This is a genomic window from Legionella fairfieldensis ATCC 49588 (assembly GCF_000621525.1).
In the GTDB taxonomy this organism is placed as follows: Bacteria; Pseudomonadota; Gammaproteobacteria; order Legionellales; family Legionellaceae; genus Tatlockia; species Tatlockia fairfieldensis.
This window is the reverse complement of sequence record NZ_JHYC01000030.1, coordinates 1-26,933: the sequence shown is the minus strand read 5'-3', so window position 1 is coordinate 26,933 and position 26,933 is coordinate 1. Positions and strand designations below refer to the sequence as shown.

The following is a 26,933-nucleotide window of genomic DNA, read 5'->3' as shown; positions in this document are numbered from 1 at the left end:
AGTAATGGGGATCAGAGTACATACAGTTGATTTGCAACAGTTGGGTATGCAGGATCTGGAACAGGTGGGAGGCAAGAATGCTTCTTTAGGTGAAATGATTAGCCATTTGTCTGCTGCCGGTGTATCGGTGCCTACGGGATTTGCAACCACTGCTGATTCTTTTCGCGAGTTTTTAGCACGCGATGGTCTTGATAAAAAAATTTATGGGCTGTTAGAAACTCTGGATGTAGACGATCTTTCTCAATTAGCACACGCAGGAAAAACAATTCGCGACATGGTGTTTAATGCCCCATTTTCTGCAGACTTTGAAAGTGCTGTACGAAAATCTTACGATGATCTGACCAAACTAATCGGCCATACTGACTTTAGTGTAGCAGTACGTTCTTCTGCAACGGCTGAGGATTTACCGGAGGCTTCCTTTGCGGGGCAGCAGGAAACTTATTTGAATGTTCGGGGTATTGAAGCAGTCCTTCTTGCTATTAAAAAGGTCTTTGCTTCTTTATTTAATGATCGCGCCATTACTTATCGTGCTCATCACGGATTTGCCCACAATGATGTGGCCCTCTCCGCAGGAATTCAACAAATGATACGGAGTGATCTGGCAGCCAGTGGCGTTATGTTTACGATGGATACGGAGTCTGGATTTGATCAGGTTGTTTTTATTACTTCGTCCTATGGTTTAGGTGAAATGGTTGTGCAAGGCGCCGTAAACCCCGATGAGTTTTATGTACATAAACCTACTTTAAAAGCAGGAAAACCCGCGGTAATTCGCCGTAATTTAGGCTCCAAAGCCACGAAAATGATTTATTGTGATGATGTGGCCCAGGAGCGTACCGTTAAAACAGAAACAGTGTCAATGAAAGAGCGCTTACTCTTTTCATTAACGAATGAGGAAGTTGAGTTGTTGGCTAAACAGGCATTGACTATTGAACAGCATTATGGTCAGCCGATGGATATTGAATGGGCAAAAGATGGTAAAGATGGCCAGTTATACATTTTACAAGCGCGTCCTGAAACGGTAAAAAGCCGTACCAATAAACAGGTATTAGAGCGTTATACACTAAAAAAACATGACGCAGAAATTTTAAGTGAAGGGCGTAGCATCGGTCAAAAAATTGGTCAGGGACGTGCGAAAATAATCAATGACATCAGTGAAATGCATCGGATAGAGCCAGGAGATGTGTTGGTTTCCGACATGACAGATCCTGACTGGGAACCGATAATGAAGCGGGCAGCAGCTATTGTTACCAATCGTGGTGGCAGGACATGTCATGCGGCTATCATTGCCAGAGAATTAGGCATTCCCGCAGTGGTGGGTTGTGGAGATGCGACGAAAACGGTTCGTGATGGCGAGATGATAACAGTGAGTTGCGCGGAGGGTGATACAGGATATGTTTATCGTGGTTTGTTACCTTTTGAGCAAATGTGTCTTGATATCAATACAATGCCTGAGCTGCCACTAAAAATCATGTTAAATGTAGGAAATCCCGAGCGAGCTTTTGCTTTTCAGGCTATTCCCAACGCCGGTGTAGGTCTGGCTCGTCTGGAGTTTCTTATTTCGAATACGATTGGTATTCATCCCAGAGCATTGCTGGAATACGATGTGCTGGAAGACAAAAAACTGAAACAATTCATTGCAGATAAAACAGCAGCTTATTCCTCTCCAGTAGACTATTACATTGAGCGTTTGAAAGAAGGAATTGCCACAATTGCCGCAGCGTTTTATCCCAAACCGGTCATTGTCAGGCTCTCTGATTTTAAATCCAATGAATATGCCAATCTGGCGGGTGGCAAGTTGTATGAGCCAGACGAAGAAAATCCGATGCTGGGTTTTCGTGGTGCTTCGCGTTATGTTTCTGATAATTTTTCTGACTGTTTTGCTCTTGAGTGTCAAGCGGTTCGCCGGGTACGAGAAGAGATGGGGTTTAGGAATGTTGAGGTAATGATCCCTTTCGTCCGGACTGTTACAGAAGCCAGTCAAGTAATTGATGTGCTGAAAAAACAGGGTCTTGAGCGTGGTAAAGACGATTTACGTATTATTATGATGTGCGAACTGCCTTCAAACGCATTGCTGGCTAGTGAATTTTTAGACTATTTTGATGGTTTTTCCATAGGTTCTAATGATTTGACACAGCTTACTCTTGGTTTGGATAGAGACTCTGGCCTGGTTGCTGCGCAATTTGATGAGCGAAATGATGCTGTTAAGGCACTCTTGCATATGGCAATATCGACTTGTAAAAAAGCAGGCAAATATGTGGGTATTTGCGGCCAGGGTCCTTCAGATCATCAGGATTTTGCCCAATGGTTAATGCAGGAAGGAATTGATAGCGTATCTCTTAATCCTGACTCGGTGCTGGAAACCTGTTTGTTTCTTGCCAAACAGGATTTTCTTACTAAATGAAGGGCTTTTTGAGTAATCTGAAATTATTACAAAAATTAAAATATTGCTTATTGTCAGGAGCAGGGTGTTTTCCTGCTCTTGTATTTGCAGGGAATAAAGTCGAACATCATGATCCGGTTGCTTCGGTCATTCTTTGGGTCACTCTTATTATTTTTTTTGCCATTATTGGCCGCTATATAGCCAGACAATTGAATCAGCCTGGCGTATTGGGCGAATTGTTAATGGGTGTTTTAATTGGCAACCTTTGTTATTTTTTTAATTTACAGCTTGCTGTTATTTTGCGTGAAGGAGCTGCAATTTTTGATATCACCCAGGACATGCTAAGCGGTTCACCCCTTGCCAAAGCGGTTAAGGATAATATCTCAAATCCCTTCTATGCTAATCAGGTTGTTGCTGCGTTAAGTAGCGCTCAGGGCAGTAATTTGCTTAAAGTCAGTTATATCCTTGATATTTTTTCCCGTTATGGCGTTGTCTTTCTTCTCTTTATGGTGGGACTCGAAAGCTCGGTTCAAGAACTTAAACAAACAGGAAAAGAATCGATAAAAGTCGCTATTATTGGCGTGGTAGCCCCCATGTTACTTGGTTTCTGCGGCGCCCGTTTTTTACTACCTGGTGCCACTTATGAGGCAGCTTTGTTTGTTGGAGCTACTTTATCAGCAACCAGCATAGGAATTACTGCCAGTGTATTTAAGGAAATGAAAAAATTACGCACGCGGGAAGCAAGAACCATTCTTGGTGCAGCCATGATTGACGATATTTTAGGCTTGATTATTCTTGCTGTTGTTAGCTCCATGGTAATTAGCGGTGCGGTGGATATAACGACAGTAGGGCGTATTATTATCTCTGCGATTTTATTTTTTTGCGGTGTTTTAATGATTGGTCCTCGCCTGCTTCGAGCCGCAGTCCATTTTTTTGGTTTTCTGGAACTTTGGGAAATCAAGCTATTTATTTCCTTCCTTTTCCTGATGACCTTAGCGTGGTTGGCTACAGTGGTTGATTTGGCAACAATTATTGGCGCTTTTGCTGCAGGTCTTATTCTCCATGACAATTTTTTTGAGTCACGCGCAGGGAAAGGTGATGACGATCTGAGGTTAAGCATTAAAAACCTGATTATGCCTTTAGAATCTATCCTGGCTCCTTTATTTTTTATTCTTATTGGCATTCAGGTAAAGATCGAAACTTTTTTAAACGGCCACGTTTTATTGATGGCCAGCGGATTAATTGCAGCGGCAATTGTGGGCAAAATTCTCAGTGGTTTTGGCGGCGCGCAAAAAGATGATCGTCTCCTGATTGGTATTGGCATGTTACCTCGTGGCGAAGTCGGATTGGTTTTTGCCTCAGTAGGCAGAACATTAGGTATTATGTCGGATGAACTTTTCTCAGCCGTTATTCTTGTGATTGTGGTGACAACGTTGGCTACACCGCCTTTGCTAAAAGCCCGATATGCCAAGAAAGTCCAGGAAAGCAGATTATGAAGTTGAATCTTTCTGATATTTTAGTCGATGTAAAGCGGGCTTTGCATGAGGATGTAGGAAAAGGTGACGTAAGCGCTACTCTATTGCCTGCGCAATCCGTTGTCGAGGCGGAAATTGTCTCTCGTGAACCTATGTTGGTTTGTGGCCAACCCTGGGTGGAGGCCGTTTTTACTTCAGTGGATCCTTTGATTGAATTAAAGTGGTTAGTGCAGGAAGGCGAATGGCTTTCTGCGCCTGCAACGTTATGTGTTATTAAAGGCCCGGCCAGAGCTATTTTAACGGCAGAGCGTAGTGCATTGAACTTTTTACAAACGTTATCCGCTACAGCGACGCAAACAAGAGAATACTTATTAAAACTTGAAGGTTCCAAAACACGTTTGTTAGATACCCGTAAAACCCTTCCTGGTTTGCGACTGGCTCAGAAGTATGCAGTGGCTTGTGCTGGGGGCGTGAATCATCGCATGGGACTCTATGATGCCTTTTTAATTAAAGAAAATCATATTCGAGCTTGTGGTTCTATTACCGAAGCCATTGAAAGAGCAAAAACGCTCAGTAATAATTTACTGATAGAAATTGAAGTGGAAACTTTGGATGAATTAAAAGAAGCTTTAAAGGCAAAACCTGATCGCATTTTGCTTGATAATTTTTCTATCGCGATGCTCAAAGAAGCAGTACTAATCAATCAATCTTATCATTGTGAACTGGAAGCATCGGGAGGGATTGATTTAACCACGGTTGCAGAGGTAGCTCAAACCGGGGTGGATTATGTTTCAGTCGGTGCAATAACCAAATCCATTAAAGCCATTGATCTTAGTTTATTAATCAGGAAAATCAGATGACACCACATATTGTTTTTACGGGCGGTGGTACTGCTGGTCATGTTACTCCCAATTTAGCTGTAATCGATGTATTGCAGAGAGAAAATTGGCAAATTACTTATATTGGCTCCGAGGAGGGTGTGGAAAAAGAAATGGTTGCCTCGGCTAATATTCCCTATTACGCGGTTAAGAGTGGTAAACTACGACGTTATTTTAGTTGGCAAAATTTTTTAGATCCTTTAAAAATTTTTTTCGGCATTGTCCAGACTTATGCTCTGTTAAGAAAGCTTAAACCCGATCTTGTGTTTTCAAAGGGTGGTTTTGTCGCCTTTCCTGTTGTCGTTGCCGCCTGGTTAAAACGCATACCAGTGATTGCCCATGAATCCGATATAAGCCCCGGCTTATCCAACCGCTTAAGTTTTCCTTTTGTTGACAAAGTAGCGGTTACTTTTGCTCCTGCGAAAGCCTGTTTTAAAAAACAGGAAAAGGTGGAAGTGACAGGTACACCCCTGCGTCAGGCATTGTTTAATGGTTCAAAAGCAAAAGGGTTGGCTCTATGTGGTTTTAACGATCAGAAGCCTTGTTTGCTTGTTGTAGGAGGGAGTCAGGGCGCCATGAGTCTCAATCATTGTTTAAGACAGGCGTTACCCTCTTTATGTCAACAATATCAGATCATTCATTTGTGCGGCAAAGGCAAATTGGACAATAATCTGTCTGAACACACTGGATATTTTCAACTGGAATATGCGGATAAAGAGTTACCTGATTTGTTAGCCGCCTGTGACATAGTGATTTCACGTGCCGGGGCTAATGCGTTGTATGAGATTCTGGCTTTAGGGAAGCCCCACATTTTGGTACCCTTATCTGCCAGAGCGAGTCGCGGTGATCAAATTCAAAATGCCCGTTATTTCCAAAAACAGGGTGTTAGCCATGTGATTGATGAAGATCATCTTACGGTTGATAGCCTGATAACTGCCGTGAATGAAGTAAATTGTCATAAGGATGTCATTATTACTAAAATTAAAGCATTACACATTGAATCCGCCACGTTCAGGATTATTGAACTCATCAAGGAGCAGATGCATGTTGAATATCCAAAGGCTATCTGATTACATCAATAGGGAGTGGCAGGAAAACATACTTCCCAGTTTATGTGATTACATCAGAATTCCTAACAAATCACCTGATTTTGACAAAAATTGGCAAGTGAATGGTTATATGGAACAAGCGGTGACTCATGTAGCCGGCTGGTGTCAAGCTCATGCTCCAGCAGGCATGACGCTGGAGATTATTCGTTTATCGGGTAAAACGCCTCTGCTGTTTATGGAGGTTCCTGGAGAAACTGCGCAAACCGTTCTGCTATACGGGCATCTGGATAAACAACCGGAAATGACCGGTTGGCATGAAGGATTAGGTCCCTGGAAGCCTGTTATCAAAGAGGATCGATTATATGGTCGTGGTGCGGCTGACGATGGTTATGCTGCCTATGCTTGTGTGGCAGCGATACGTGCCTTGCAAGATCAGGGATTAAAGCATGCGCGCTGTGTAATCCTTATTGAAGCCTGCGAAGAAAGTGGAAGCGCTGATTTGCCTTATTATATCGATGCCTTAAAAGAGAGGATAGGCGAACCTTCGTTAGTTATTTGCCTGGATTCAGGCGCTGGAAATTACGAGCAATTGTGGATGACTACCTCATTACGCGGTAATATTATTGGTCAACTGTCGGTGGAATTGATTAATGAAGGGGTTCACTCCGGAAATGCTGGCGGAATTGTCGCTGATAGCTTCCGTGTGGCAAAGCAGCTTATCAGCCGAATTGAAGATGAGAGAAGTGGGGATATCAAATTAGCGGAGCTGCATTGTGAGATTCCCCATGAGCGAACAGAGCAGGCCGCTGCCTGCGCGAAAATTCTGGGGAATGAAGTCTATAATAGTTTTCCTTTTCATCCAGGAGTAGAACCGGTTTGTAAAGATAAGCAACAATTAATTTTAAATCGGACGTGGCGGCCTGCTTTGGCAGTAACAGGTGCTGCTGGTTTACCTGCAATTGCTGATGCTGGAAACGTGCTTAGGCCACTGACTACCTTGAAATTATCCATGCGTTTGCCGCCTTTGGTTTCTCCTGCAAAAGCGGCTCGTGCCATGAAGAAGGCATTAACGGAAGATCCACCTTATCAGGCAAAAATTACTTTTTGTGTAGATGACAAAGCGAAAGGTTGGGATGCGCCTCCTCTCGCCGCATGGCTGACAAACGCAGTAGAGAATGCCTCGCAAACCTTCTATCAAAAACCCGCTGCTTATATGGGAGAAGGAGGTACTATTCCATTTATGGCAATGCTGGGTGAAACATTTCCATCGGCTCAATTCATGATCACAGGTGTTTTGGGTCCTCATTCCAATGCACATGGACCGAATGAGTTTTTACATTTAAAAATGGTAGAAAAATTAACTGCTTGTGTTTCCTATGTCCTTCATTGTCATTTTAAGCAGGTAAATCTCGACAGATAGAAAAAATATTGCGATACTCCGCTCCAACCTCTTTCACAGGAAGAGGTGACAGGGTTTTGTCATCCTGTTTAGTCCAATCAATAAGGAGAAGTCGATGAAAGCAAATTTATTTGCTATAGCGTTGTCGTTGTTTATTATCTGTCTTCCAGAGCAGGTTTCTTACGCTGAATCTGGTAATGCCACGAAGTTATCTCATCCGAAAGCGAAAATAGATCTCAATAGCGCAGATGCTAAAATGTTATCTAAATCTGTAAAGGGGATAGGTCAAAAGCGTGCTGAAGCCATTATTAAATATCGCGAAGAGCATGGTCATTTTAAATCAATTGACGACCTGGCTCAGGTGCGAGGTTTGGGCCATCAATTTGTTAAAAATCATTTAACACAATTACAAGAAGCATTTTCAATTAACTAGTTTTGACTCTGCTGGGAAGGCATTTGCGCTTCTCAGCGGATGGCATCATGTACAAAGAAATCTTATCTTTGTACATGACAAACTGTCATTCCGGGCAGGCTCTGAGTAATCCTCATTTTTTATGTAATTAATTGTTAATTGATTTATTTGAAATTATTTAACTCTATGGGATTTTATTTACGTCATTGCCTCGCGAAGGCGGGAATTTATTCTTGTTAAATCTTTTTGTATTATTTTTATTCATTTCCGTGAAGACGGGAATCTATTCTCAACGTACCTCTTCACTTTGCTTGAGAGAAGGATCCCAGTCTTCGCAGGGGGATGACAGGTTTTTTTATCATGTACAGAGAATCTTTATAAAGATCTGTCGATTTTTATCACCAGATAGGTTAAAGTGTTCGCCAAAAAAAGAACGAGGTAATGTTTCACATGTTCAGGAAATTGCGGGGTGTTTTTTCCAATGATTTGTCCATTGATTTGGGCACGGCAAATACATTGATTTATGTAAGAGACAAAGGGATTGTCCTAAATGAGCCATCCGTGGTTGCCTTACGTAATGAATCAGGACAAAAGCGGGTTGCCGCGGTTGGACTGGAAGCCAAGCGTATGCTGGGTAGAACGCCTGGTAACATTAATGCTATCCGACCTATGAAAGATGGGGTAATCGCTGATTTTTTTGTTACAGAAAAAATGTTACAGCATTTTATCCATAAGGTTCATGAAAATCGCTTTCTACGACCTAGCCCACGTGTGTTGGTCTGTGTACCCTGTGGCTCTACTCAGGTGGAGAGACGGGCTATACGTGAATCGGCAATGGGTGCGGGTGCACGGGAAGTGTTTCTTATTGAAGAACCGATGGCAGCTGCTTTAGGTTCCGGTATGCCTGTTGAAGAAGCAAGTGGCTCCATGGTAGTTGACATTGGTGGTGGAACTACCGAAGTAGCAATTATTTCTTTAAGCGGAATCGTTTATCATCAATCAGTACGTATTGGTGGGGATAAATTTGATGACGCCATTGTGTCTTATGTTCGTCGTAACTACGGTACGCTGATTGGGGAAACCACCGCTGAACGTATTAAACATGAGATTGGTTCAGCGTTTCCCAGCAGAGATTTGTTTGAAATCGAAGTCAGAGGCAGGAATCTTGCTGAAGGGGTGCCTCGAAGCTTTACACTAACGAGTGCTGAAATTCTTGAGGCTTTACAAGAGCCTTTGTCAGGTATCGTTGGAGCAGTCAGAGCTGCTTTGGAGTTAGCACCTCCTGAATTGGCAGCTGACATTGCTGAACGTGGTATGGTATTAACAGGGGGAGGTGCTTTGTTGAAAAACATGGATACTCTGTTAATGGAAGAAACAGGCTTGCCCGTGCTGGTTGCAGAAGATCCTTTGACCTGCGTTGCTCGTGGGGGTGGTAAGGCCCTGGAAACAATGGATTTGCGTGGCGGTGATTTCCTCTCAACCGAGTAATTCTCGAAACAGACTATTTGCTAAAGGCAAACACAGACCATTTGGTTTTGTGTTTGCTTTAATGCTTTCTCTGTCAATAATGTTTGCTGACTACCACTATCAATACCTTCATAGTGTACGTAGTGGCTTTGCTTTGCTTGTTTCTCCTTTACAATATGCGGTGGATTATCCTGTTCGGATTATAGGCTGGGTCCAGTCCCTGGTGAGTGCCAAGAAAGCACTCATTAATGAGAACATGCAATTACGCTATCAACAAACCTTACTGGAAGCTGAATTGCAGAAACTCCTGGTGATTAAAGAAGAAAATTCTCAACTTCGCGAACTGCTGCTTACTTCTTCCAAAGCGAAAATGCGTGCTATGGCAGCGCAAATTCTGGCAGTAGATACAAGTAGTTCCCGACAATTAGTCGTTTTGAATAAAGGCAAGCGTGATGGTGTTTACACAGGTCAGCCGGTTTTTGATGCCAAAGGAGTGATGGGCCAAATTATTGATGTAGGGTACATGACGAGTACGGTTTTGTTGATATCCGATTCAAAAAGCGCCGTTCCCGTAAGAAATAATCGTACCGGTGAGCGGGCCATTTTGATTGGCACCAACAATATGAGTCAATTATCATTAATTAACTTGCCAAGAACATCATCTATCGATAAAGGGGATTTACTGGTCACTTCAGGACTTGGGCGGCTTTATCCTGAAGGTTATCCTGTGGGGCGGGTTGAAGAAATAAAGAGTATACCGGGTGACGCCTTTATAAAAGTCGATGTGAGTCCAGTGGCGTTACTTAACAGAAATCGTTTGGTATTACTGGTATGGCCTGACAAGGAGCATGCAGAGTTAACTGCTCAGATAAATGAACGCATGAACGCTATAGGAGCTAATGTATGAGCTCGCTAAAAGTACGTTTGTTCTTTGCTGTAATATTGGCACTTATTTTAACCATTTTACCGCTCCCTGAGCTGCTGGTTGGTCTTAGGCCCCCCTGGATCTTGATGCTGGTTCTCTATTTGCAGTTTTTTTTACCTGATCATTTTAATCTGATTTTACTGTTAATGGTAGGTCTGGCGCTGGATGTGTTGCTCTCGACCGTCCTGGGGGAACATGTTTTTGCCTTAACGTTGGTGGCCTGGATTGCCAGTAACAAAGCAAGGCGATTTGCTTTATTTTCAATAGGCCAACAAATGGCTTTAACCGGATTTTTTTGTCTTTTTTATCAACTGACAATTTTAATGATTGATGCGTCTCTTGGTTATCATGCTGAGTTTCTGATGTCCCTGCCCAGCACATTAATGAGTGTTTTACTTTGGCCCTGGATTAGATTAGTGGCCGATGATACTCTCCTTGCCAAAGGAACTTATCGACACCAGGGTGGTTTGTAGTTACATCGATAATAAACGATATTCGCCCGGCTTTAATTTGTCTATTGACCAGTCAGCAATACGGTGACGCACTAATCTTAAAGTAGGAAAACCTATTGCAGCAGTCATTTTGCGAATTTGATGGTTTTTCCCTTCTCGCAAGGTGATTTCAAGCCAACTGGTTGGTACTGTTTTACGAACGCGTATCGGTGGTGTTCTTGGCCACAATGGAGGTTCTTCAATTATGCTGACTTCAGCAGGCAAAAATTGATTTTCCTTAATAACCAGACCTTGTTTTAATGGTAATAAATCTTCTTCATGTGGGATTCCCTCCACTTGAACCCAATAATACTTTCGCTTATTGAAAGCAGGATGACTTAAGTAGTGTTGCAATTTTCCATCATTGGTGAGCAATAACAGCCCCTCGCTATTTTTGTCCAGCCGTCCTGCGGCATAAAAATCAGGTAAGTTGATATAAGAGGCAAGCGTTTCTTCATGAAGAGAACCAGTAAACTGACTCACTACTCCAAATGGTTTATTAAATAGCAAAATTTGACGCATAACACTTTCTCAAAAATTCAGGGTCAGTTAACACTTCGCTATTTTGGCCAGGATTGTAGAATTGTCAACTGGTGTATCCCCATTAAAAAAAGATTATCATGCAGGGAAACCTATTTGGGACAAAGGGTTTTGGCGTGTTATGATTACCTGCTTTAATCCATACGGAGTTGTCTATGACATTTGAAAAGATTCACGTACCTGCTCAGGGCGAGATTATTACGGTTGCCTCTGATTTATCATTAAAAATACCGAATTTTCCTATTATTCCTTTTATGGAAGGAGATGGGATTGGCGTCGATGTTACTCCTGCAATGCTTAGGGTTGTTGATGCGGCAGTCGCAAAAGCGTATGGTGATAAAAAGAAAATTGCCTGGATGGAAATTTATGCTGGTGAGAAAGCTACCAAAGTGTATGGGGCTGATCAATGGTTACCTCAGGAAACCATCGAGGCAATGAGAAAATTTGTAATATCGATTAAAGGACCTTTAACGACGCCAGTAGGGGGCGGTATTCGCTCATTGAATGTAGCGATTCGGCAAAAACTGGATCTTTATACCTGTTTACGCCCGATACGCTATTTTTCTGGAACACCAAGCCCTGTTAAAGAGCCATGGAAAACCAATATGGTAATTTTCCGTGAAAATTCAGAAGATATTTATGCGGGAATAGAATGGCAGGCTAACTCGCCTGAGGCTAAAAAAATTATTCATTTTTTACAGCAGGAAATGGGCGTAAGCAAAATCCGTTTCCCTGAGAATTGTGGAATAGGAATTAAACCCGTTTCACAACAGGGTACTTCTCGTTTAGTGAAAGCAGCGATTCAATATGCTATTGACAACGAACGCGATTCAGTAACGTTGGTTCATAAGGGTAATATTATGAAGTTTACTGAAGGTGCTTTTAAAGACTGGGGATATGGGGTTGCGCGCGACTGTTTTGGTGCAACGGAATATCAGGGTGGTCCATGGATGCAATTGACTAATCCCAATACTGGCAAACCCATTATTGTGAAAGATGTAATTGCAGATGCTTTTTTACAACAAATTTTATTAAGACCCGAAGATTATAGTGTAATTGCAACGCTTAATTTAAATGGTGATTATATTTCTGATGCCCTTGCTGCTCAGGTTGGCGGGATTGGTATTGCACCCGGTGCTAATATGGGTGATGAAACAGCGGTTTTTGAGGCGACCCATGGTACAGCCCCACGTTATGCAGGTCTTGATAAAGTAAATCCGGGATCATTAATTCTTTCAGCAGAGATGATGCTGCGTCATATGGGTTGGTTTGAAGCAGCAGATCACATCATTAAAGGCGTAGAAGGAGCTATTGAAGCAAAGACTGTTACCTATGATTTTGAGCGTCTTATGGATGGAGCGACTTGTGTAAGTTGCTCTGGTTTTGCTCAGGCAATTATAAATCATATGTAATTGAACACGGGTATCTTTAATCGGTCGGTATAAAGTAATCGTCTTGACGAAGGTTAGCGAAGCAATTGAAAATTGGTCAATTGCTTTACTTTATTCGCAAAGACGGCATTTTGGTATCATTTTCAAAGGCCAGGTATCGATTGATTGTTGAATTGCTGCGTTTTGGGTACAACCCGGAGCTTCCTTCCCATTCGCCTTAAGTTTTTGACACCCGTAAAGCCTGCGTGCCGTGGCTTGTGTGCACGACATCCAGTAAGAGATTGGCAGTATGCCACAATCTTTGGGTATCGCAGACAAGCCGCAGTACTGGGTATCATTAAAAGTCAAGTAAAACTTAAGGCGAATGGGAAGACCGGGAGCGCAGGCATTCTTCTTGAGCGGACGTTATTGCCTGTTCAGAGACATCGCGTTAAATAGTTGAGTAAAGCTTCATTCAGGATACCAGGTGTTGATATTTCATCTATGTGTTCAGGCCAATATGTATGCTATCTAATCAGGATGTCACTGATTATGACAGGGTTTAATTTTTTCATTAATTAAATTAATTTTTACTGGCCAAATGCTCGTTGTAAGTCTATAAAATTAATAAAGGGTGTATGTAAATGAGTACGTGGTCTTTAGAGGAAATAATTGAACGTAAGGTGGCTGAGTCAAAGGCTCTACCTGCGCTTAAGGAGCCGAAAAAATATAAAGTTATCTTGCTCAACGACGATTACACTCCGATGGAGTTTGTTGTGGATGTATTAAAACGATTCTTTCATCTTAATGAAGAATTGGCAACCCAGGTGATGTTACAGGTTCATATTGTAGGAAAGGGAGTTTGTGGTGTATTTACTAGAGATATAGCAGAAACGAAAGTAGCTCTGGTTAATGATTATGCCAGAAGCAATCAGCACCCCCTGCTATGTACTATGGAACCCGAATAACTGGTGGTGGCTGGAGAGGAGCGATAACATGTTAAACAAAGAACTTGAGTTCACCTTAAATCTGGCCTTTAAAGAAGCAAAAGAAAAACGGCATGAGTTTATGACCGTGGAACATTTGCTATTATCATTACTTGATAATCCGGCCGCAGGGAATGTATTGCAGGCTTGTGAGGCTAACATTGATTCGCTACGTCATGATTTACTTGAATTTATTGATGAAACCACTCCTCGAATTCCAGACGATGAACTGGAGCGGGAAACTCAACCTACTCTTGGTTTTCAACGCGTATTACAGCGTGCTGTGTTTCATGTTCAATCAGCAGGGAAAACAGAAGTCACTGGTGCTAATGTTTTAGCTGCAATTTTTAGTGAGCAGGAAAGTCAGGCAGTTTATTTTTTACGTCGAGAAAATATTACTCGTTTAGATGTGATTAACTACATTTCTCATGGTGTGTCCAAATATCATAACCTGCAAGATGGTATTCAGGCGATGGATGAGGAGACAATGGGTGAAGGCAGCGAATCACCTCTTGAAAGTTATTGCATGAATCTTAATAAGCGCGCGCGTTTAGGTAAAATTGATCCACTTATTGGCCGTCATGAAGAAATTCAACGGACTATACAGGTATTGTGTCGTCGGCGCAAAAATAATCCTTTGTTGGTCGGTGAGGCTGGTGTTGGTAAAACGGCGATTGCTGAAGGATTGGCCCGCCGAATTGTAGATGGTGAAGTACCGGAGGCAATTGGCAATTGTGTTGTTTATTCTCTGGATCTGGGAGCGTTATTGGCTGGGACTAAATACCGTGGCGATTTTGAAAAACGTTTGAAAGCAGTTTTAAAACAACTGGGTCAGCAAGATGGTGCCGTCTTGTTTATTGATGAAATTCATACCATTATCGGGGCAGGTGCTGCTTCTGGGGGCGTAATGGATGCATCAAATCTTATCAAACCATTACTTGCCAATGGCGAGTTAAAATGCATTGGTTCGACTACTTATCAAGAATATCGTGGCATTTTCGAAAAAGACAGAGCGCTTGCCCGTCGTTTCCAAAAAATTGACATTACAGAACCCAGCGTGGATGAAACCTTTGAAATCCTTAAAGGGTTAAAAGGACGTCTTGAAGAGCATCACGGCGTTAAGTTTTCTATTGCTGCACTAAAAGCTGCTGCTGAATTATCGGCCAAGTACATTAATGATCGCTTCCTGCCGGATAAAGCAATCGATGTGGTCGATGAAGCGGGTGCTTATCAGAACCTGCTTACAGCGAACAAGCGTAAAAAAATAATTAGCGTCACTGAAATTGAAAGCGTAGTGGCCAAAATTGCACGTATCCCTGTTAAAAAAGTCTCTGCACGCGACAAGGATACGTTACGAAATCTGGAGCGGGATCTAAAATTATTAGTGTATGGTCAGGACAATGCTATCACAGCGCTGGCTTCTGCGATTAAACTGGCTCGCTCAGGACTACGTGAACCACAAAAACCAGTCGGCTGCTTTCTGTTTGCAGGTCCTACCGGAGTAGGTAAAACAGAAGTGACCCGACAGCTAGCGAATGTATTAGGGATAGAATTACTGCGCTTTGACATGTCGGAATATATGGAAAAGCATACTGTTTCTCGTCTCATTGGTGCACCTCCCGGTTATGTGGGCTATGATCAAGGCGGTTTGCTTACTGAGGCTGTTACCAAGAATCCGCATGCAGTCTTGCTTCTCGATGAAATCGAAAAGGCACATTCTGACGTATTTAATTTGTTACTTCAAATTATGGATCATGGTACATTGACAGATACTAACGGACGTCAGGCCGATTTCCGTCATGTCATTTTAGTGATGACAAGTAATGCCGGAGCAAGCGAAATCACCAGAACATCCATCGGGTTTTCATTGCAGGATAATAGTAATGACGGTTTGGAGGTTATTAAGCGTCAATTTAGTCCTGAGTTTAGGAATCGATTGGACGCAATTATTAATTTTGCTCCTCTTGATGCCATGACTATTGGTTTAGTGGTCGATAAATTTATCATGGAACTGGATGAGCAACTAAGCAATAAAGGGGTAACCTTTAAAGTGGATAAAGCGGCTCGGGATTGGCTCGTGGAACATGGTTATGATAAAACAATGGGCGCTCGGCCAATGGCTCGCTTAATCCAGGACAATGTAAAAAAACCTTTGGCGGATGAATTACTCTTTGGCAAGTTGGCAAATGGTGGTCATGTTACTTTGAAAGTAAAAGATGGTAAGTTGCATTTTGATAGCCATGATCATCGAGAGGGCGTTTGTTAGCAGCGTTATTCTCAACCCCGGCAGGGTAACATACTCTTTAGCCTACTGACTGTGCCGATGCATGGTCAGTAGAGAACGACTTTGTGCCTGATTGGATACGTCAGCCTCTAAATAAAGTTTTATTTTGTGAGTGTATGGAGTTAGAATAAGGCATTTTGTTAATGTGAATTATTCCCGTGCTTAGTGTCATTATTATTGCAAAAAATGAAGAGGCAAATATCAGGCATTGTCTTGAATCAGTACGTTGGGCTGATGAAATCATTGTTTTGGATTCAGGGAGTACTGATCATACCGTTGCTATTGCGAAAGAATATACAGAAAAAGTATATTGCACTGATTGGCAAGGTTACGGTGTTCAAAAACAAAGAGCTTTAAGTCATGCGACAGGGACGTGGGTACTTAATCTGGATGCGGATGAAACGGTTAGCACGCTGTTAAAAGAGGCTATCCAAACGGTAATGGTTAGCAATGAAGCCGATGCTTATCGAATACCAATCCGTATGAATTTTTATGGTAAGCCATTGCGTTTTTCCTCAAGCCCCAAAAGACATGTTCGTCTTTTTAAGCGAGAAGGGGCACGCTACAGTAATGACATTGTTCATGAAAAAATTATTTTGCCGTCCACGGCGTGTATAAAGAAATTAAAAAAAGCGATTATGCATAATTCTTTTCAGGATATTAGTCATGCGCTATATAAGATTAATCGTTACTCGTCTTATAGTGCAAAAATTAAAATTGAAACGCATAAAAAAGCCAATTTTGCCAAGACTTTATTAGGTACTGGCTGGATGTTTTTCCGTTGTTATTTTTTACAACGGGGCTTTTTAGATGGCAAAGCCGGATTTTTATTTGCCGTTTTTAACGCACAGGGCACCTTTTATCGCGGTATCAAGCAGATTTATCGTGATTCACAATGGCATCAGCTACCTAATACAGTGAGAGAGAATTAATCAATGGAAGTCGTAACGGATTTTTCACCAAAGCTGTCTGTTCAGCGCGTAATCCCTTTTCTTTTGGCAGCATCGTTTTTAATTTTACCTATAAGCTCTACCGGAAAGAGCATTTCTCTTGGTTTGTCGATGATTGCCATTTTATCCGTATCTGCTTATCGCAAAGAAGCGGTTGCTTTGTTTGCAAAAGGATGGGGAAAAGCGGGTATTGGTTTATTTGTGATGGCTTGTATCGCTTGTTTATGGAGTCCGGCTACTCTTGCTGATAAGTTATTTGTGGTGGAAAAATACAGTAAACTGCTTTATCTGCCTGTATTAATCGTAGGTTTTCGCAATGTAAAAACCAGACAAATGGCTTTACATGCTTTCTTGCTTGCCATGATCATTACGTCCAGTCTGGCTGCATTAAAATTTAATGGTTATTTATCTTTGTTTAATATTAATCCTGATCGTGTGTTTAGAAACCATATTATAAGTGGTTTGATGGGTGCTTTTGCTGCCTATTTAGCTATTTTATTCACTTATAAGCAGCAACGTCTCCTGGTTCGTCTGGGTTATATCCTGAGCTTCCTGCTTTTGAGCTATTATCTCTTTTTTATTAATGAGGGTCGTACAGGCTATATAATTTATTTGTTGTTGATGTCTTTGTTTATGTTACAAATCTGTTCGTGGCGTAAAGCAATAGCAGGTATTGTAATTATTTGTTCCGCTTTTATGCTGGTTTATACTCAGAATTCTACTGTAAAAAACCGCGTTGATACCCTTGCATGGGAAGTCAAACAGTATAAACAAAACAATAAGAATACATCCGGTGTTGGTTTTCGCTTACAGTTTCAAGCCATTGCACAGACTCTTTTTAAACAACACCCTGTTTTTGGTAATGGTACCGCGAGCTTTACGGATTATTTTGCCAGGGAAAATCCCGTACCTGCCTGGGGACATCGTTTATGGGAACCGCATAATCAATATTGGTTAACACTTGTTGAATTTGGTTTGGTTGGTTTTGCTATTTTACTCGGGTTCTTTTTTAGCTTGCTAAAAGCTTGTTGGCGTTTGGACGCGATGCGCCCCGTAGCATTGGCTGCGTTGGCTCTTTTTATAGTGGGAAATTTATCTGACTCACTCTTATTTTATTCAGGATCTGGCTATTTTTTCATTTTACTTATGGCGCTTGGTCTTAGTGAGAAAGAGGTCAAGCCTTAAAATGTCGTATTATTCCTGATTTTGTTAATTCTGCCATTGATAAGAGTATTCATTAATCACCTGTTTTGTATAATATAAAACATAATTAGGTATTTATTGATCTAAGTGTGATATTATTCTAATCCAATAGAATAGGTATGTGAGATTATGGGTTAATTATGTTTGTTTATTCTTTTAAAACCAAGGGAAACTATTTAATAAATCATGTTGTTATATCTGGCTCTTACCTTACTCTCTATTTCAGCAAAAAACACGCTCTTGAAATCTCATTTCTAGCTGAAAATCTTAATATGAGGAGAATACGATTTGCAGAAGATCCAGCACATGTATTGATGCATAATCCCGCGATTGAATTTTCAAGATTAGGAGATGCTGTTCCTCATCAGCACATGGAGTTTAATAGCCAAGATAGAGTGGAGGAGTTAAAGAATGTCTTTTTGTACTTAAAAAAACAGGAAGATAGTATAGAACGACGGAATCTTTTTAATAAAATTTCACAGCAACTGAATGAAGACCGATTAAAATGCGGCGATCAGGCATTACCTCCAGAAATACAAGCTGCAATAAATGATTATAATTTTACTATCCCTTTTCTACCTTCTCAAGAAATTGAACTGCTCCTGAAGCAATTTAGTGATTATCTTCAATCGGATAGTTTTGCCAAAAAGGCGGAAGACGTAGGTGTCTATAGCGAAAAACTACTACGTATCTACAGGGATTGCTTCTATTCTACGTCGTTACAAGAAAATTTAAAAACCCCACAAGAAAGACAATTAAATAATTTTTATAAAAATCTACTTGGTTTACGAATCGAACTGCTTCGTCTGGATGCAGAACCCTATTACTGTACCCAAAAAGCTTCTGACTATTTAGAGTCTATTTTACGCGTACGTTTTTTAGAATTTTCAAAAATTGATTCTAGTCAATTAATTCATTTACTAAACGCTGTGGAAAGGCTACTTACTGTAAGAAACAAAGAAAGGACCCAAAAAGCAAGCTTAATGTTTGCTGCAATGGCTGCTTTAGGGGTAGGATTTTCTGAATTGTATTTGTATTATCGATTTAGTGATATGAATACTTCGTTATCTTATTCAGTGCTTTATGGTTCTTTAGCCGGCATCGTTGGTTATACGACAATTAAAACTGCAGATTATATAAGTCGGCCCCTATTTCACTTTTTTGGAAATAAAAATGCTTACCAACAAACCGAAACATTGCTCGCGGTGATTAATCCTTCCGAACCTGCATCGGAGACCCACAATGATCAAACGGTTTTCTTATCAAGAGGATAAAAGGTCAGTTTGTTTCTCATTGCCTTGAAAACACGCGCTCCAGGGTTGTCAAACTACGCGTTGGTCTGATGTAGCGCAAGTGAACTGCTAAAAAAGAAGCAGCCCGCTATCCTTGATGCAGCGAGAGATTTTATAAGTGTATCAAGGATTTAAACCGGGTATGCACAAGGTTATCCACACATTCTGGGGATAAGTGAGTTTGAAGGGAACAAGAGAAAAGCCTTATAAAATAAGGATTATTACCTCAATGAAAGGTATTTTTATGAGTTGGCAGATTGGTTATTTTGTGAAACTATCCACAGGGAGGAAAAGTTAAATCAAACATTGTAGCTTTGTTATTCTATAGAAAAAAAAGGAAAAGAGATAGGCTTTTTTTCTGAAAAAGCGATGGGCTCTGATAAAATCCTTTTTCAGGGTGTATTTTACAGGAACTTGTGTCCATTTATAAAAACCATGCTTCATTCCCAGGGTTACCGTTAAGGTGTCAATTTTCTTTTCCTGGTGTGGTCTTGAGCATCCAGGGTATTTGAACTGGAAGAAGGTAGTGAGGCCCGAGAGTCTGGGAAGAAATGGTAGGGATTTTTTGCAACTGAGGCTACGTGAGTTCGATCAGACCTTGTTTTTTTTGCATTGGCACTATTAAGATTTTCATTTCCAAAGGGGATGTGGTTGTGGGTTATCGAATAAGGAAAAGTCACTGGTAATTGAGTTTTTTCAATAGGAAGCGTATTGTTATCGAGAGTCATAGGAGATACTCGTTTCCAAGGAAGAAAAATGACCCTCTGTATTATCGTTTTCTAAACGGGAATGAACCGGAAAGGGGTATTGCACTAGCGTTACTGGTGACTCCTGATGAGGAGTAAGAACGGGCAAGTCATTTTCTGGAACAGACTGTGGAGTAGACGAGACATTTTCCTTGTTCGCTGGATCAGCCAGGTTAGAAGAAAGAAGAGGTGTTAGTTGCTGCTTCAGTATTGTACTATTACAAGAAAGAGTAAGACCCTTTTTAATTCATTGAATCCACTTAGTGTGCTTTTAACCACTGCTCCATTTCATGAATGCTTTCATGAATAACGGCTGAAGCCTGTTGATAAAGACGTTCCAATAACTCCCGTTGTCCTGACTTCCAGTAGCGTTCAAGATACTGGCAAGCCATTTTTAACTTCATAGTCCCTACATAGACAGCGCCACCTTTGATTTTATGAGCCACTTGCTGGGTTTGATCCCAATCATTCGCAGCATGGGCCTTTTGCATCAACGCCAAATCATTAGGCAGTGTGTCGTTCACCAGGAGGGTTAACATCTCAGCCAAAATGGATTCCTCGCCCATTGTTTTAATGCCTTCTTCAATGTCTAAGAGTGGAAAGGAGTCGAGAGTCAATAAATCTGCCTCTTGCTCAGGAAGATCAGAAGAATAGGGCATGATAGACGAGGTCGTTTTTGGTGATTGACGACCGCGTATAAAGGTATTTACTATATCGATACAGTGCTTCATGGTGAGCGGTTTACTCAAGACCGCATTCATGCCTGCTTCGATGCAGCGCTTTTTATTTTCATCGCCTGCGTGCGCTGTCAATGCAATAACAGGGCTGTGAGTTTTTCGCGTTAATTCCTGGACTCGAATGCGGTGGGTGACTTCATACCCGTCGATATCCGGTAATCCGATATCCATAAAAATGAGGTCGTAGGGTTTACTTTTCCACAGTTCCAGTGCTTGTTCTCCATTTTCTGCAAGGTCTGACTCACACGCCAATTGAGCAAGGATTGATTGTGCTACCTTTTGTGCAATGGCATTGTCTTCGACGACTAGTACACGGTAGGAGTTTTTTCTGGTTTTCTGTAACAGGGGTTTGATTTCTTCCGCATAAGTCGTTTCATAAGGACTATCCATGGCTTCTTCCAATTCGTCATCAATCCCTAAAGGATCATTGAGCAGAGGCTCTTGCAGAGGAATAATACAGGTAAATGTTGAACCTTTTTTAGGCTCGCTTTGCACATAAATTTCACCGTCTAACTCATCAATAAATTGTTTGACCACCGAAAGACCCAGACCCGCACCTTTATAAATACCTTGGTAAGAGGGCGTTAAGCGTTTAAATTGGACATAAATCTCTTGTTGTTTGTCTTTAGGAATGCCAATGCCTGAGTCTTCTACAATCAATTTAAGAATTAATTCCCGATGATTTCGCTGTGCAAGTTTAGCCGATAATTTAACAAAGCCGCTGTCTGTAAAATTAAGCGCATTGGCGACTAATTCCAGCATAATTCGATGAATTCTGACTTTATCCCCTAGCACATAAGGAGGAATATGTTCATCAAAATCCAGGGTCAGGTCTAATTTCTTCTGAGCCGCTTTTGCAAGGTTTAAGTCAATCACTTGCTGTAATGATTTTTGCAGATTAAATTTTTTCTTAAGTTTTGGAATTTCTCCGGAACTCACCCGCACGGCTTCAAGCACTTCGTCTAATAAATCAAGCAAGGCATGACTTGAGGCGACTAAATTATCCGCATAGTCTTTAATTTGGGGCGTATCTGATTCCATTTTCAAAATGTCTGCAAAACCGACAATGCCTGTTAAGGGGGTTCTAATGTCATGGCGCATGTTTTCTAAAAATTCGGTTTTGGCAAGGTTAGCTGCGTCTGCTTTTTCCATGGCAAATTTAAGATCACTTTCTATTTTTTTAAGATAAGTAATATCAATTGTATTGCCTATCACACCTATCACATGGCCTGTTTTATCGAATAAAGGATGTTTGGTGGACAATAAAATAACGGTGTCTCCAGAAAAAAGTGTGGTTTTTTCTTCAATTGATAATTTTTTTTTACTCTTCATGACTTGAATATCATGTTGGCGATAGCCTTCAGCAGTTATTTTATCGAAGAGTTGATAATCGGTTTTACCCAGAACTTCATTTTTAGCCTCTGATTTAATAAAGCCCATTTTTTGCAAACTTTTTGCACAATGATGATTTAACCCTAACCAGACACCCTCCTTATCTTTCCAATAAACATCACCAGGGATACTGTTAATTAGACTTTCATGTTGAAAAACCAAGTCACTTTGTTGATTGAGTTTATTTTGTAATTCATTGATTTTATTTTTATAAAAATCAGTGGGGAAGGGTTTGGTCATAATAGAGATTAGAAGTTTAGGTAGAATAAGTATAGCCAGTTCATGTGAATTCTGCTTTTCAGATGTAGTTTAACATTTATTGACTAAAATTAAGATAACTCATCTTAATGGGACTATTTATGTTAACTCCAGAGGGACATTCTGCACGAAAAATTGAAAAAGTCATGTTACTTTCTTTATGGGCCAATGCGTTAAAAGAAGAATTAGAAGCCCAATCAAATGATAAAAAAATGATTTTAGCGGGTCTTGGCAGACCGACTTATCCCATTAATACTCATACGATTAACGCTTATCTTTCCTATTGGCGTCATCTTGAAGAACAAACGAAACAATGGCATCTTTATCCTGAGATGAACATTGCCAATGTGGCAGTTGATTATGGCAATCCCAGAGGGGATAAAAAGCCACGCCAAATCATGGCTGAAAGGATGACGCAATGGTATGAATCAGAGATTAGGCCAGAACACATTTTGTTTACAGTAGGGGGGATAGGGGGGCTTCGCGCTATTTTTGATACCTTTAATACTCATTATGAAGAAATTCCTGGTTATCGCATTATTACGCCTTTTCCCCATTACAGCGTTTATTCGAATGATCCCCTCCATCAACTTCATCCTATTCATGTGATGGATAATCCAGGCTATAAACTTACTGCTCAATCGCTCCAAGAAAGCATCGATGAAGCGTATCGTTTGGCTGAAATTGATAAGGGTTTCCCTAAAGCAGTTTTGCTCTGCAATCCGTCAAATCCTTTAGGCAATATTATTGATGAAAGCGAACTAATAAAAATTGCAGAGGTCTTGCGGCAATATCCCGAATTTTATCTTGTTTTTGATGAGGCTTATGCTGAAATGGCGTTTCAACCCATGCCTTCTTTTTTAAAAATAGCACCGGATTTAAAACAAAGAACAATTATCCTTCGTTCTGCAACGAAAGCATTATCTGCAGCAGGAGAGCGTATGGCTGTCTTACTGGTCTTTGATGACATCATAATGAACGAATTATTGAATAAAAATATTAATTATTTTATTCATGCGCCCCGTTCCGCCCAAATCGCTTATGCTAAAACAATGGCTCAATTTGATGCCAATGAGCAAAAGAAATTAGCCACATTTTATAAAAAGAAGGTGGATTATGTAGCAAGCCGGCTACAAGCTATAGGGGCTAATATGCCTGATCCATCCTATCATGTCGAAGCCACTTTTTATGTGTTAGGTGATTTTAGTGATTTATTGGGTCTTAAATTACCAGAAGAAGCATCGCGCGTGTTCCAAAAAACAGGGTTTGTCACTACGAATGAAGAGTTAGCTTATTATTTGTTGTTTACAGACTTTTTAATGATAGCGCCACTCTCTTATTTTGGACTGCCAGAACGTAGTGGTTTTATTCGCATTACCTGTAGCGCCACTGAGTCAGAGTTACAAGAGATGATGGATAGACTCGAGCAGCGCTTGATTCTGACCAGAAGAGAAAAAAAAGAAAAGTTAATTAGTGAAATTAATACACTATTACCTACGCTTAAATCGGTTGATAAACATACTTACGACATTGTTTCACAAAAAATAACTTCCTTTTTAGGTGATGAGTTCAACTGCTTTACTCTAAAAACGCATATTCATGGATTGAAAAAAATTCAATTATTAGCGAATGACTTTTTAGGAATTATGGATAGTTAGTTTTTAGGTGACATTGTTTTTACGTGTATATTTTGATGAGACTGCCCAGATTAAACAGGATCATTTACTCGCCACACTGGATAGCATCAATCAAAAATACGGGCAGGCGTTCCATTCCTCGCTGCGGAAGGATTTACCAGGGCCTGGGCGATGCGCTCGGATAATCGTTCCTTGTTACACCACACGTTGGTCTGATTTAGCGCAAGTCAACTGCTAAAAAAGAGGCAGCTCGCTATCCTTGACACAGCGAGAGATTTTATAGGTGTATCAAAGATTTAAACGGGGTATGCACAAGGTTATCCACACATTCTGGGGATAAGTCAGTTTAAAGGAAATGAGAAAAAAGGCTTGTACACTAAGGATTGTTACGTCGATGAAGGTATTTTTCCTGATTGGCAGAGTGGTTAATTGTTGAAACTATCCACAGGGAATAAAAATCGAATAAAACGGTGAAGCTTTGTTATTCTATAGAAAAAAAAAGAAAAGAGATAGACTTGACTTCATTCTTTTTATCAAAAAGCGATTGACTCGGCTAAAATTCTTTTTCAGGCTGTATTTTATAGGCACGTGGGGCTATTTTTCGTGTTCAAATCCACAAGGGCTTAGTGGTTGGCACGATAAGGAGATGCAGGTTCTTACGATTGAACACCGGGTTACGGTTCTCCCTTGGTCTGATTTTTCTATTCTGGAACAGCTTTCGCTGCGGCATGCCTGTTGGGATTATTGGGAGCAGAATAATTGACTGAGTAAATCCAATATGGGTCACTATTTTAGTTAAAAAAAGAAGGAAATTCTTTCGTTAAAAAGGACGTGTTTTTATTTAAAAAATGACACCATTATTATATAATTTATCCTTATTGTTCATGAGGATAATCAGAATGAATCTGACAGAAAACCAGCGGCATTAATTGCTGATATTGATAAGACAATGCAGGTGTTCATGCATTATGGCTTTTCTGAAACCCGAGCGATTTCGTTGTTAAAAGAACGTCTGCCTGCCATCAAAACCCTGCTTCATTCCGTGGACACGAAATTGCTTGATTTGTATTTGCAGGGTTATCAGGGATTTAATCGGTTTGTAACACGCATGGGATAAAAAAGGATTAGTTTGGTAAGTTGCAAAGGCTGAATTTTTTAATCGCCTCCTGCGATCAATTTCACCTGAAGAACAGTCCTTGTTCGTCATTTGCAACTCCCAAGTCAGTAAGTGTAGTGGTTGGAAGGGATTAATACATCCGGTTATTGGCGGTTTAGTGCTTAAGAAATGGCTTATAAGCACGGCGGTTAACGCTTATCCACAGAATTTTCTTTTCTTCGTTTGGCCTTGCGCATAGGTAAGTGGATTTAAATTGGAAGAAGGTAGTGGTGCGGTTTGGAAGAATTGATAGCGATTTTCCGCAACAGGGGTTACAGTTTGAGTTTGCTCAGAAATTGTCTTATTGGCATGACCGTTAAGATTGGTTTTTTCCCAGGGGATAAACTTATTTATTGAATAAGAACGAGTCACCGGTGATTGGGTGTGTTCAACAGTGAGCGTATTGTTATTGAGAGTCATTTCTGGAGCGGGCGGTAAAACAGGATAATATAGTGAGCTTTCTTCTCTCTCCTGATGAGTAAACGAAGGAGACGAATCAGCCATCCAGTCTGAATTGGTATTGGTATTTATATTGGGGGTTACCAGTCCGTTCTGGCTTTGAGTTATTAGAGGATTCAATAGAAATGTTTCTAACTGAGAGTAGGTCAAATCATCATTTTCTTCGGGTGCTAGCGAAGAAGAGAAGGTTGTTGTGACGGTTGAATTTGGGGGCAGTGTTGTGTAGGACGCGCTGCTCGCTTCTAAGGGATAAAAATTATCTACTGTATTATCGTTTTCTAAACTGGAATGGGCAATAGATGGGCATTGTGCCAGCGTTGCGAGTGATTCTTGTGGGAGAATAAAAACGGAGGAGTAATGGTCTTGATTAGGGAGGAATGTAGTAGATAAACCGTTTTCTGTGTCGTTATTAGTCACCCATGAAAAGCAAAAAGAAGTGAAGTCTTCTGATGTGATTCTCATTTTAAAACAGGCCAACTTACTGCCGTAATTAAAGCCACCCAAAAAAAGAGGGTCATGTAAGATGAGGTTTTTTTCACTTTTATCACTGTCTTTAATAAATAATTCGTTCAAACTTTTATTAAGACGTGTTGCAAGTACTCCTAGTCTGAAGCCTTTTTCTAATGAACTTTGTGTAGAGTTGAGTACCTCATCAGTATAACCTTCTTCATATCCATTGATATAATCGATAGTTTTTCCGATAATCGCTTCGCCAACACAATTGCCGGCACGAGAGTTATCTATGCCTGCTCTTTTTCCTTTCTGAAATTCATTGGTTGGCAAAAGAGTTAATAACGTATTTTTAATCTGTCGTATTGTTCGCTGATCACTGCTTGCAATTGGCTGATTATATAATCCATCAAGTAATGTAGATGCTTTTTTAAGGTTAATCAATTTTAGCCTGCTGGGAGGCAAGCCAAAATGAGTGTTTGTAAACTTATTGCAATTTATGCGTAGTAGCTGAGAGACTTCACGTACAGAAGACTTAACAAGCTTTGAATGTAATTCAAAAAAGGTTAATTCATCTACGTTCATACTTTGATTGTTCAATAAAATAAATATGTTTCCTATAGTATCATTGATAGATTATCAAAAACTTAACTGATATTATTTTTATATGTGAAAGCAGGGTAAACGCATCTAAATTTTAACAAAATCTAAAAGATATTGAGGTTTGGCCCAAATTGCGAGTTGTTTACGGCGAATACTTCCCTTAATGCTGCCCGCTCGTTTTAATAAAGCAAGCGCTGTTTTTCTTAACCACCCCATATTTAAAGCGCTATTTTCATCACGAATACGGGATTGATCTTCTCTAAAAGCCACATCCAAGCACCAGTGCAAATTATTCTCTATTTGCCAATGATCACGGATAGCCTGCATTATTTTTTTAGGTTCTTTAGGGTCTAACGAGGTAATATAATAACGGTATTCAATCGTTTTTTCTTCG

General features: G+C 40.6%; 22 protein-coding genes. 17 read left to right on the top strand and 5 right to left on the bottom strand.

All coding sequences use genetic code 11. The features are described from left to right. Positions 1-4 precede the first annotated feature (4 nt). The 9 genes from ppsA (at position 5) to mreD (ending at position 10,458) form a co-directional block, all read left to right on the top strand. Complete coding sequence (gene ppsA, locus T345_RS0109115) at positions 5-2,401, top strand: phosphoenolpyruvate synthase (RefSeq protein WP_028389081.1); 2,397 nt, start codon at positions 5-7, stop codon at positions 2,399-2,401. Beyond that, positions 2,398-3,876: a cation:proton antiporter gene (locus T345_RS0109110; RefSeq protein WP_035918639.1), complete on the top strand. Its 1,479-nt coding sequence runs from the start codon at positions 2,398-2,400 to the stop codon at positions 3,874-3,876. The genes ppsA and T345_RS0109110 overlap by 4 nt, the downstream gene beginning before the upstream one ends. Continuing rightward, positions 3,873-4,715, top strand: a complete 843-nt coding sequence (gene nadC, locus T345_RS0109105) for a carboxylating nicotinate-nucleotide diphosphorylase (protein ID WP_028389079.1) — start codon at positions 3,873-3,875, stop codon at positions 4,713-4,715. Before T345_RS0109110 ends, nadC begins: the two co-directional genes overlap by 4 nt. Next, positions 4,712-5,803, top strand: a complete 1,092-nt coding sequence (locus tag T345_RS0109100) for an undecaprenyldiphospho-muramoylpentapeptide beta-N-acetylglucosaminyltransferase (protein ID WP_028389078.1) — start codon at positions 4,712-4,714, stop codon at positions 5,801-5,803. Before nadC ends, T345_RS0109100 begins: the two co-directional genes overlap by 4 nt. After that, the gene (locus tag T345_RS0109095; RefSeq protein ID WP_028389077.1) at positions 5,778-7,202 is read left to right on the top strand and encodes a M20 family metallopeptidase; all 1,425 of its coding nucleotides are present in this window, start codon (positions 5,778-5,780) and stop codon (positions 7,200-7,202) included. The genes T345_RS0109100 and T345_RS0109095 overlap by 26 nt, the downstream gene beginning before the upstream one ends. Positions 7,203-7,296: 94 nt before the next feature. Next, positions 7,297-7,614, top strand: a complete 318-nt coding sequence (locus T345_RS0109090; protein ID WP_028389076.1) for a ComEA family DNA-binding protein — start codon at positions 7,297-7,299, stop codon at positions 7,612-7,614. A 429-nt stretch (positions 7,615-8,043) separates the two neighbouring features. Next, positions 8,044-9,081, top strand: coding sequence for a rod shape-determining protein (locus tag T345_RS0109085; RefSeq protein ID WP_025385468.1), 1,038 nt, complete (start codon positions 8,044-8,046; stop codon positions 9,079-9,081). Then, positions 9,059-9,967 (top strand): rod shape-determining protein MreC, encoded by a 909-nt coding sequence (mreC, locus tag T345_RS0109080; RefSeq protein ID WP_028389075.1) that lies wholly within the window; start codon positions 9,059-9,061, stop codon positions 9,965-9,967. The genes T345_RS0109085 and mreC overlap by 23 nt, the downstream gene beginning before the upstream one ends. Continuing rightward, positions 9,964-10,458, top strand: a complete 495-nt coding sequence (gene mreD, locus T345_RS0109075) for a rod shape-determining protein MreD (protein WP_028389074.1) — start codon at positions 9,964-9,966, stop codon at positions 10,456-10,458. Before mreC ends, mreD begins: the two co-directional genes overlap by 4 nt. On the opposite strand, the gene T345_RS0109070 is transcribed toward mreD, so the two are convergent. Next, on the bottom strand, positions 10,459-10,998 hold the full coding sequence (locus tag T345_RS0109070) for a pseudouridine synthase (RefSeq protein ID WP_028389073.1): 540 nt from the start codon (positions 10,996-10,998) through the stop codon (positions 10,459-10,461). It abuts the gene before it with no gap. 173 nt (positions 10,999-11,171) lie between these two features. Here T345_RS0109070 and icd point away from each other — a divergent pair, with 173 nt between their 5' ends. The 6 genes from icd to T345_RS15215 all read left to right on the top strand — a co-directional run bounded on the left by icd (position 11,172) and on the right by T345_RS15215 (position 19,083). Then, a complete protein-coding gene (icd, locus tag T345_RS0109065; protein WP_028389072.1) occupies positions 11,172-12,428 on the top strand; it encodes an NADP-dependent isocitrate dehydrogenase in 1,257 nt (418 codons plus the stop codon). A 602-nt stretch (positions 12,429-13,030) separates the two neighbouring features. Continuing rightward, the gene (gene clpS, locus T345_RS0109060; protein WP_035918637.1) at positions 13,031-13,354 is read left to right on the top strand and encodes an ATP-dependent Clp protease adapter ClpS; all 324 of its coding nucleotides are present in this window, start codon (positions 13,031-13,033) and stop codon (positions 13,352-13,354) included. A gap of 28 nt (positions 13,355-13,382) precedes the next feature. Beyond that, complete coding sequence (clpA, locus tag T345_RS0109055) at positions 13,383-15,638, top strand: ATP-dependent Clp protease ATP-binding subunit ClpA (RefSeq protein ID WP_028389070.1); 2,256 nt, start codon at positions 13,383-13,385, stop codon at positions 15,636-15,638. Between the two features lie 176 nt (positions 15,639-15,814). Further along, positions 15,815-16,588, top strand: coding sequence for a glycosyltransferase family 2 protein (locus T345_RS0109050; RefSeq protein WP_028389069.1), 774 nt, complete (start codon positions 15,815-15,817; stop codon positions 16,586-16,588). A 3-nt stretch (positions 16,589-16,591) separates the two neighbouring features. Then, a complete protein-coding gene (locus T345_RS13985) occupies positions 16,592-17,791 on the top strand; it encodes an O-antigen ligase family protein (RefSeq protein WP_051555218.1) in 1,200 nt (399 codons plus the stop codon). A 290-nt stretch (positions 17,792-18,081) separates the two neighbouring features. Beyond that, positions 18,082-19,083: a hypothetical protein gene (locus tag T345_RS15215; protein ID WP_165476868.1), complete on the top strand. Its 1,002-nt coding sequence runs from the start codon at positions 18,082-18,084 to the stop codon at positions 19,081-19,083. 476 nt (positions 19,084-19,559) lie between these two features. Here T345_RS15215 and T345_RS15060 read toward each other — a convergent pair whose 3' ends face one another. Together T345_RS15060 and T345_RS0109035 are read right to left on the bottom strand one after the other, a co-directional pair. Next, complete coding sequence (locus T345_RS15060; RefSeq protein ID WP_131777800.1) at positions 19,560-19,829, bottom strand: hypothetical protein; 270 nt, start codon at positions 19,827-19,829, stop codon at positions 19,560-19,562. 278 nt (positions 19,830-20,107) lie between these two features. Beyond that, entirely contained in the window at positions 20,108-22,216 is a 2,109-nt protein-coding gene (locus T345_RS0109035) for a response regulator (protein ID WP_084273777.1), read from the bottom strand. A 119-nt stretch (positions 22,217-22,335) separates the two neighbouring features. On the opposite strand from T345_RS0109035, the gene T345_RS0109030 reads away from it, so the two are divergent. Together T345_RS0109030 and T345_RS15055 are read left to right on the top strand one after the other, a co-directional pair. After that, positions 22,336-23,892, top strand: a complete 1,557-nt coding sequence (locus tag T345_RS0109030; RefSeq protein ID WP_028389066.1) for a pyridoxal phosphate-dependent aminotransferase — start codon at positions 22,336-22,338, stop codon at positions 23,890-23,892. Positions 23,893-24,820: 928 nt separating this feature from the next. Further along, positions 24,821-24,988: a hypothetical protein gene (locus tag T345_RS15055; RefSeq protein WP_156935637.1), complete on the top strand. Its 168-nt coding sequence runs from the start codon at positions 24,821-24,823 to the stop codon at positions 24,986-24,988. 195 nt (positions 24,989-25,183) lie between these two features. On the opposite strand, the gene T345_RS0109015 is transcribed toward T345_RS15055, so the two are convergent. Together T345_RS0109015 and T345_RS13980 are read right to left on the bottom strand one after the other, a co-directional pair. Further along, positions 25,184-26,521: a hypothetical protein gene (locus T345_RS0109015; protein WP_028389065.1), complete on the bottom strand. Its 1,338-nt coding sequence runs from the start codon at positions 26,519-26,521 to the stop codon at positions 25,184-25,186. 105 nt (positions 26,522-26,626) lie between these two features. After that, a partial coding sequence (locus T345_RS13980; RefSeq protein ID WP_156935636.1) for an ISAs1 family transposase occupies positions 26,627-26,933 on the bottom strand: 307 nt, incomplete at its 5' end.

Excerpts from the sequence above, each read along its gene's own strand:
- T345_RS0109090 (WP_028389076.1), top strand. The coding sequence starts at position 7,297 with ATGAAAGCAAATTTATTTGCTATAGCGTTGTCGTTGTTTATTATCTGT.
- T345_RS15215 (WP_165476868.1), top strand. The coding sequence starts at position 18,082 with ATGAGGAGAATACGATTTGCAGAAGATCCAGCACATGTATTGATGCAT.
- T345_RS0109110 (WP_035918639.1), top strand. The coding sequence starts at position 2,398 with ATGAAGGGCTTTTTGAGTAATCTGAAATTATTACAAAAATTAAAATAT.
- ppsA (WP_028389081.1), top strand. The coding sequence starts at position 5 with ATGGGGATCAGAGTACATACAGTTGATTTGCAACAGTTGGGTATGCAG.
- T345_RS0109035 (WP_084273777.1), bottom strand. The coding sequence starts at position 22,216 with ATGACCAAACCCTTCCCCACTGATTTTTATAAAAATAAAATCAATGAA.
- T345_RS0109070 (WP_028389073.1), bottom strand. The coding sequence starts at position 10,998 with ATGCGTCAAATTTTGCTATTTAATAAACCATTTGGAGTAGTGAGTCAG.
- T345_RS0109095 (WP_028389077.1), top strand. The coding sequence starts at position 5,778 with ATGTTGAATATCCAAAGGCTATCTGATTACATCAATAGGGAGTGGCAG.
- nadC (WP_028389079.1), top strand. The coding sequence starts at position 3,873 with ATGAAGTTGAATCTTTCTGATATTTTAGTCGATGTAAAGCGGGCTTTG.
- T345_RS0109085 (WP_025385468.1), top strand. The coding sequence starts at position 8,044 with ATGTTCAGGAAATTGCGGGGTGTTTTTTCCAATGATTTGTCCATTGAT.
- T345_RS0109100 (WP_028389078.1), top strand. The coding sequence starts at position 4,712 with ATGACACCACATATTGTTTTTACGGGCGGTGGTACTGCTGGTCATGTT.
- T345_RS15055 (WP_156935637.1), top strand. The coding sequence starts at position 24,821 with ATGCAGGTGTTCATGCATTATGGCTTTTCTGAAACCCGAGCGATTTCG.
- clpA (WP_028389070.1), top strand. The coding sequence starts at position 13,383 with ATGTTAAACAAAGAACTTGAGTTCACCTTAAATCTGGCCTTTAAAGAA.
- icd (WP_028389072.1), top strand. The coding sequence starts at position 11,172 with ATGACATTTGAAAAGATTCACGTACCTGCTCAGGGCGAGATTATTACG.
- T345_RS13985 (WP_051555218.1), top strand. The coding sequence starts at position 16,592 with ATGGAAGTCGTAACGGATTTTTCACCAAAGCTGTCTGTTCAGCGCGTA.
- clpS (WP_035918637.1), top strand. The coding sequence starts at position 13,031 with ATGAGTACGTGGTCTTTAGAGGAAATAATTGAACGTAAGGTGGCTGAG.
- T345_RS0109015 (WP_028389065.1), bottom strand. The coding sequence starts at position 26,521 with ATGAACGTAGATGAATTAACCTTTTTTGAATTACATTCAAAGCTTGTT.
- T345_RS15060 (WP_131777800.1), bottom strand. The coding sequence starts at position 19,829 with ATGACTCTCGATAACAATACGCTTCCTATTGAAAAAACTCAATTACCA.
- T345_RS0109030 (WP_028389066.1), top strand. The coding sequence starts at position 22,336 with ATGTTAACTCCAGAGGGACATTCTGCACGAAAAATTGAAAAAGTCATG.
- mreD (WP_028389074.1), top strand. The coding sequence starts at position 9,964 with ATGAGCTCGCTAAAAGTACGTTTGTTCTTTGCTGTAATATTGGCACTT.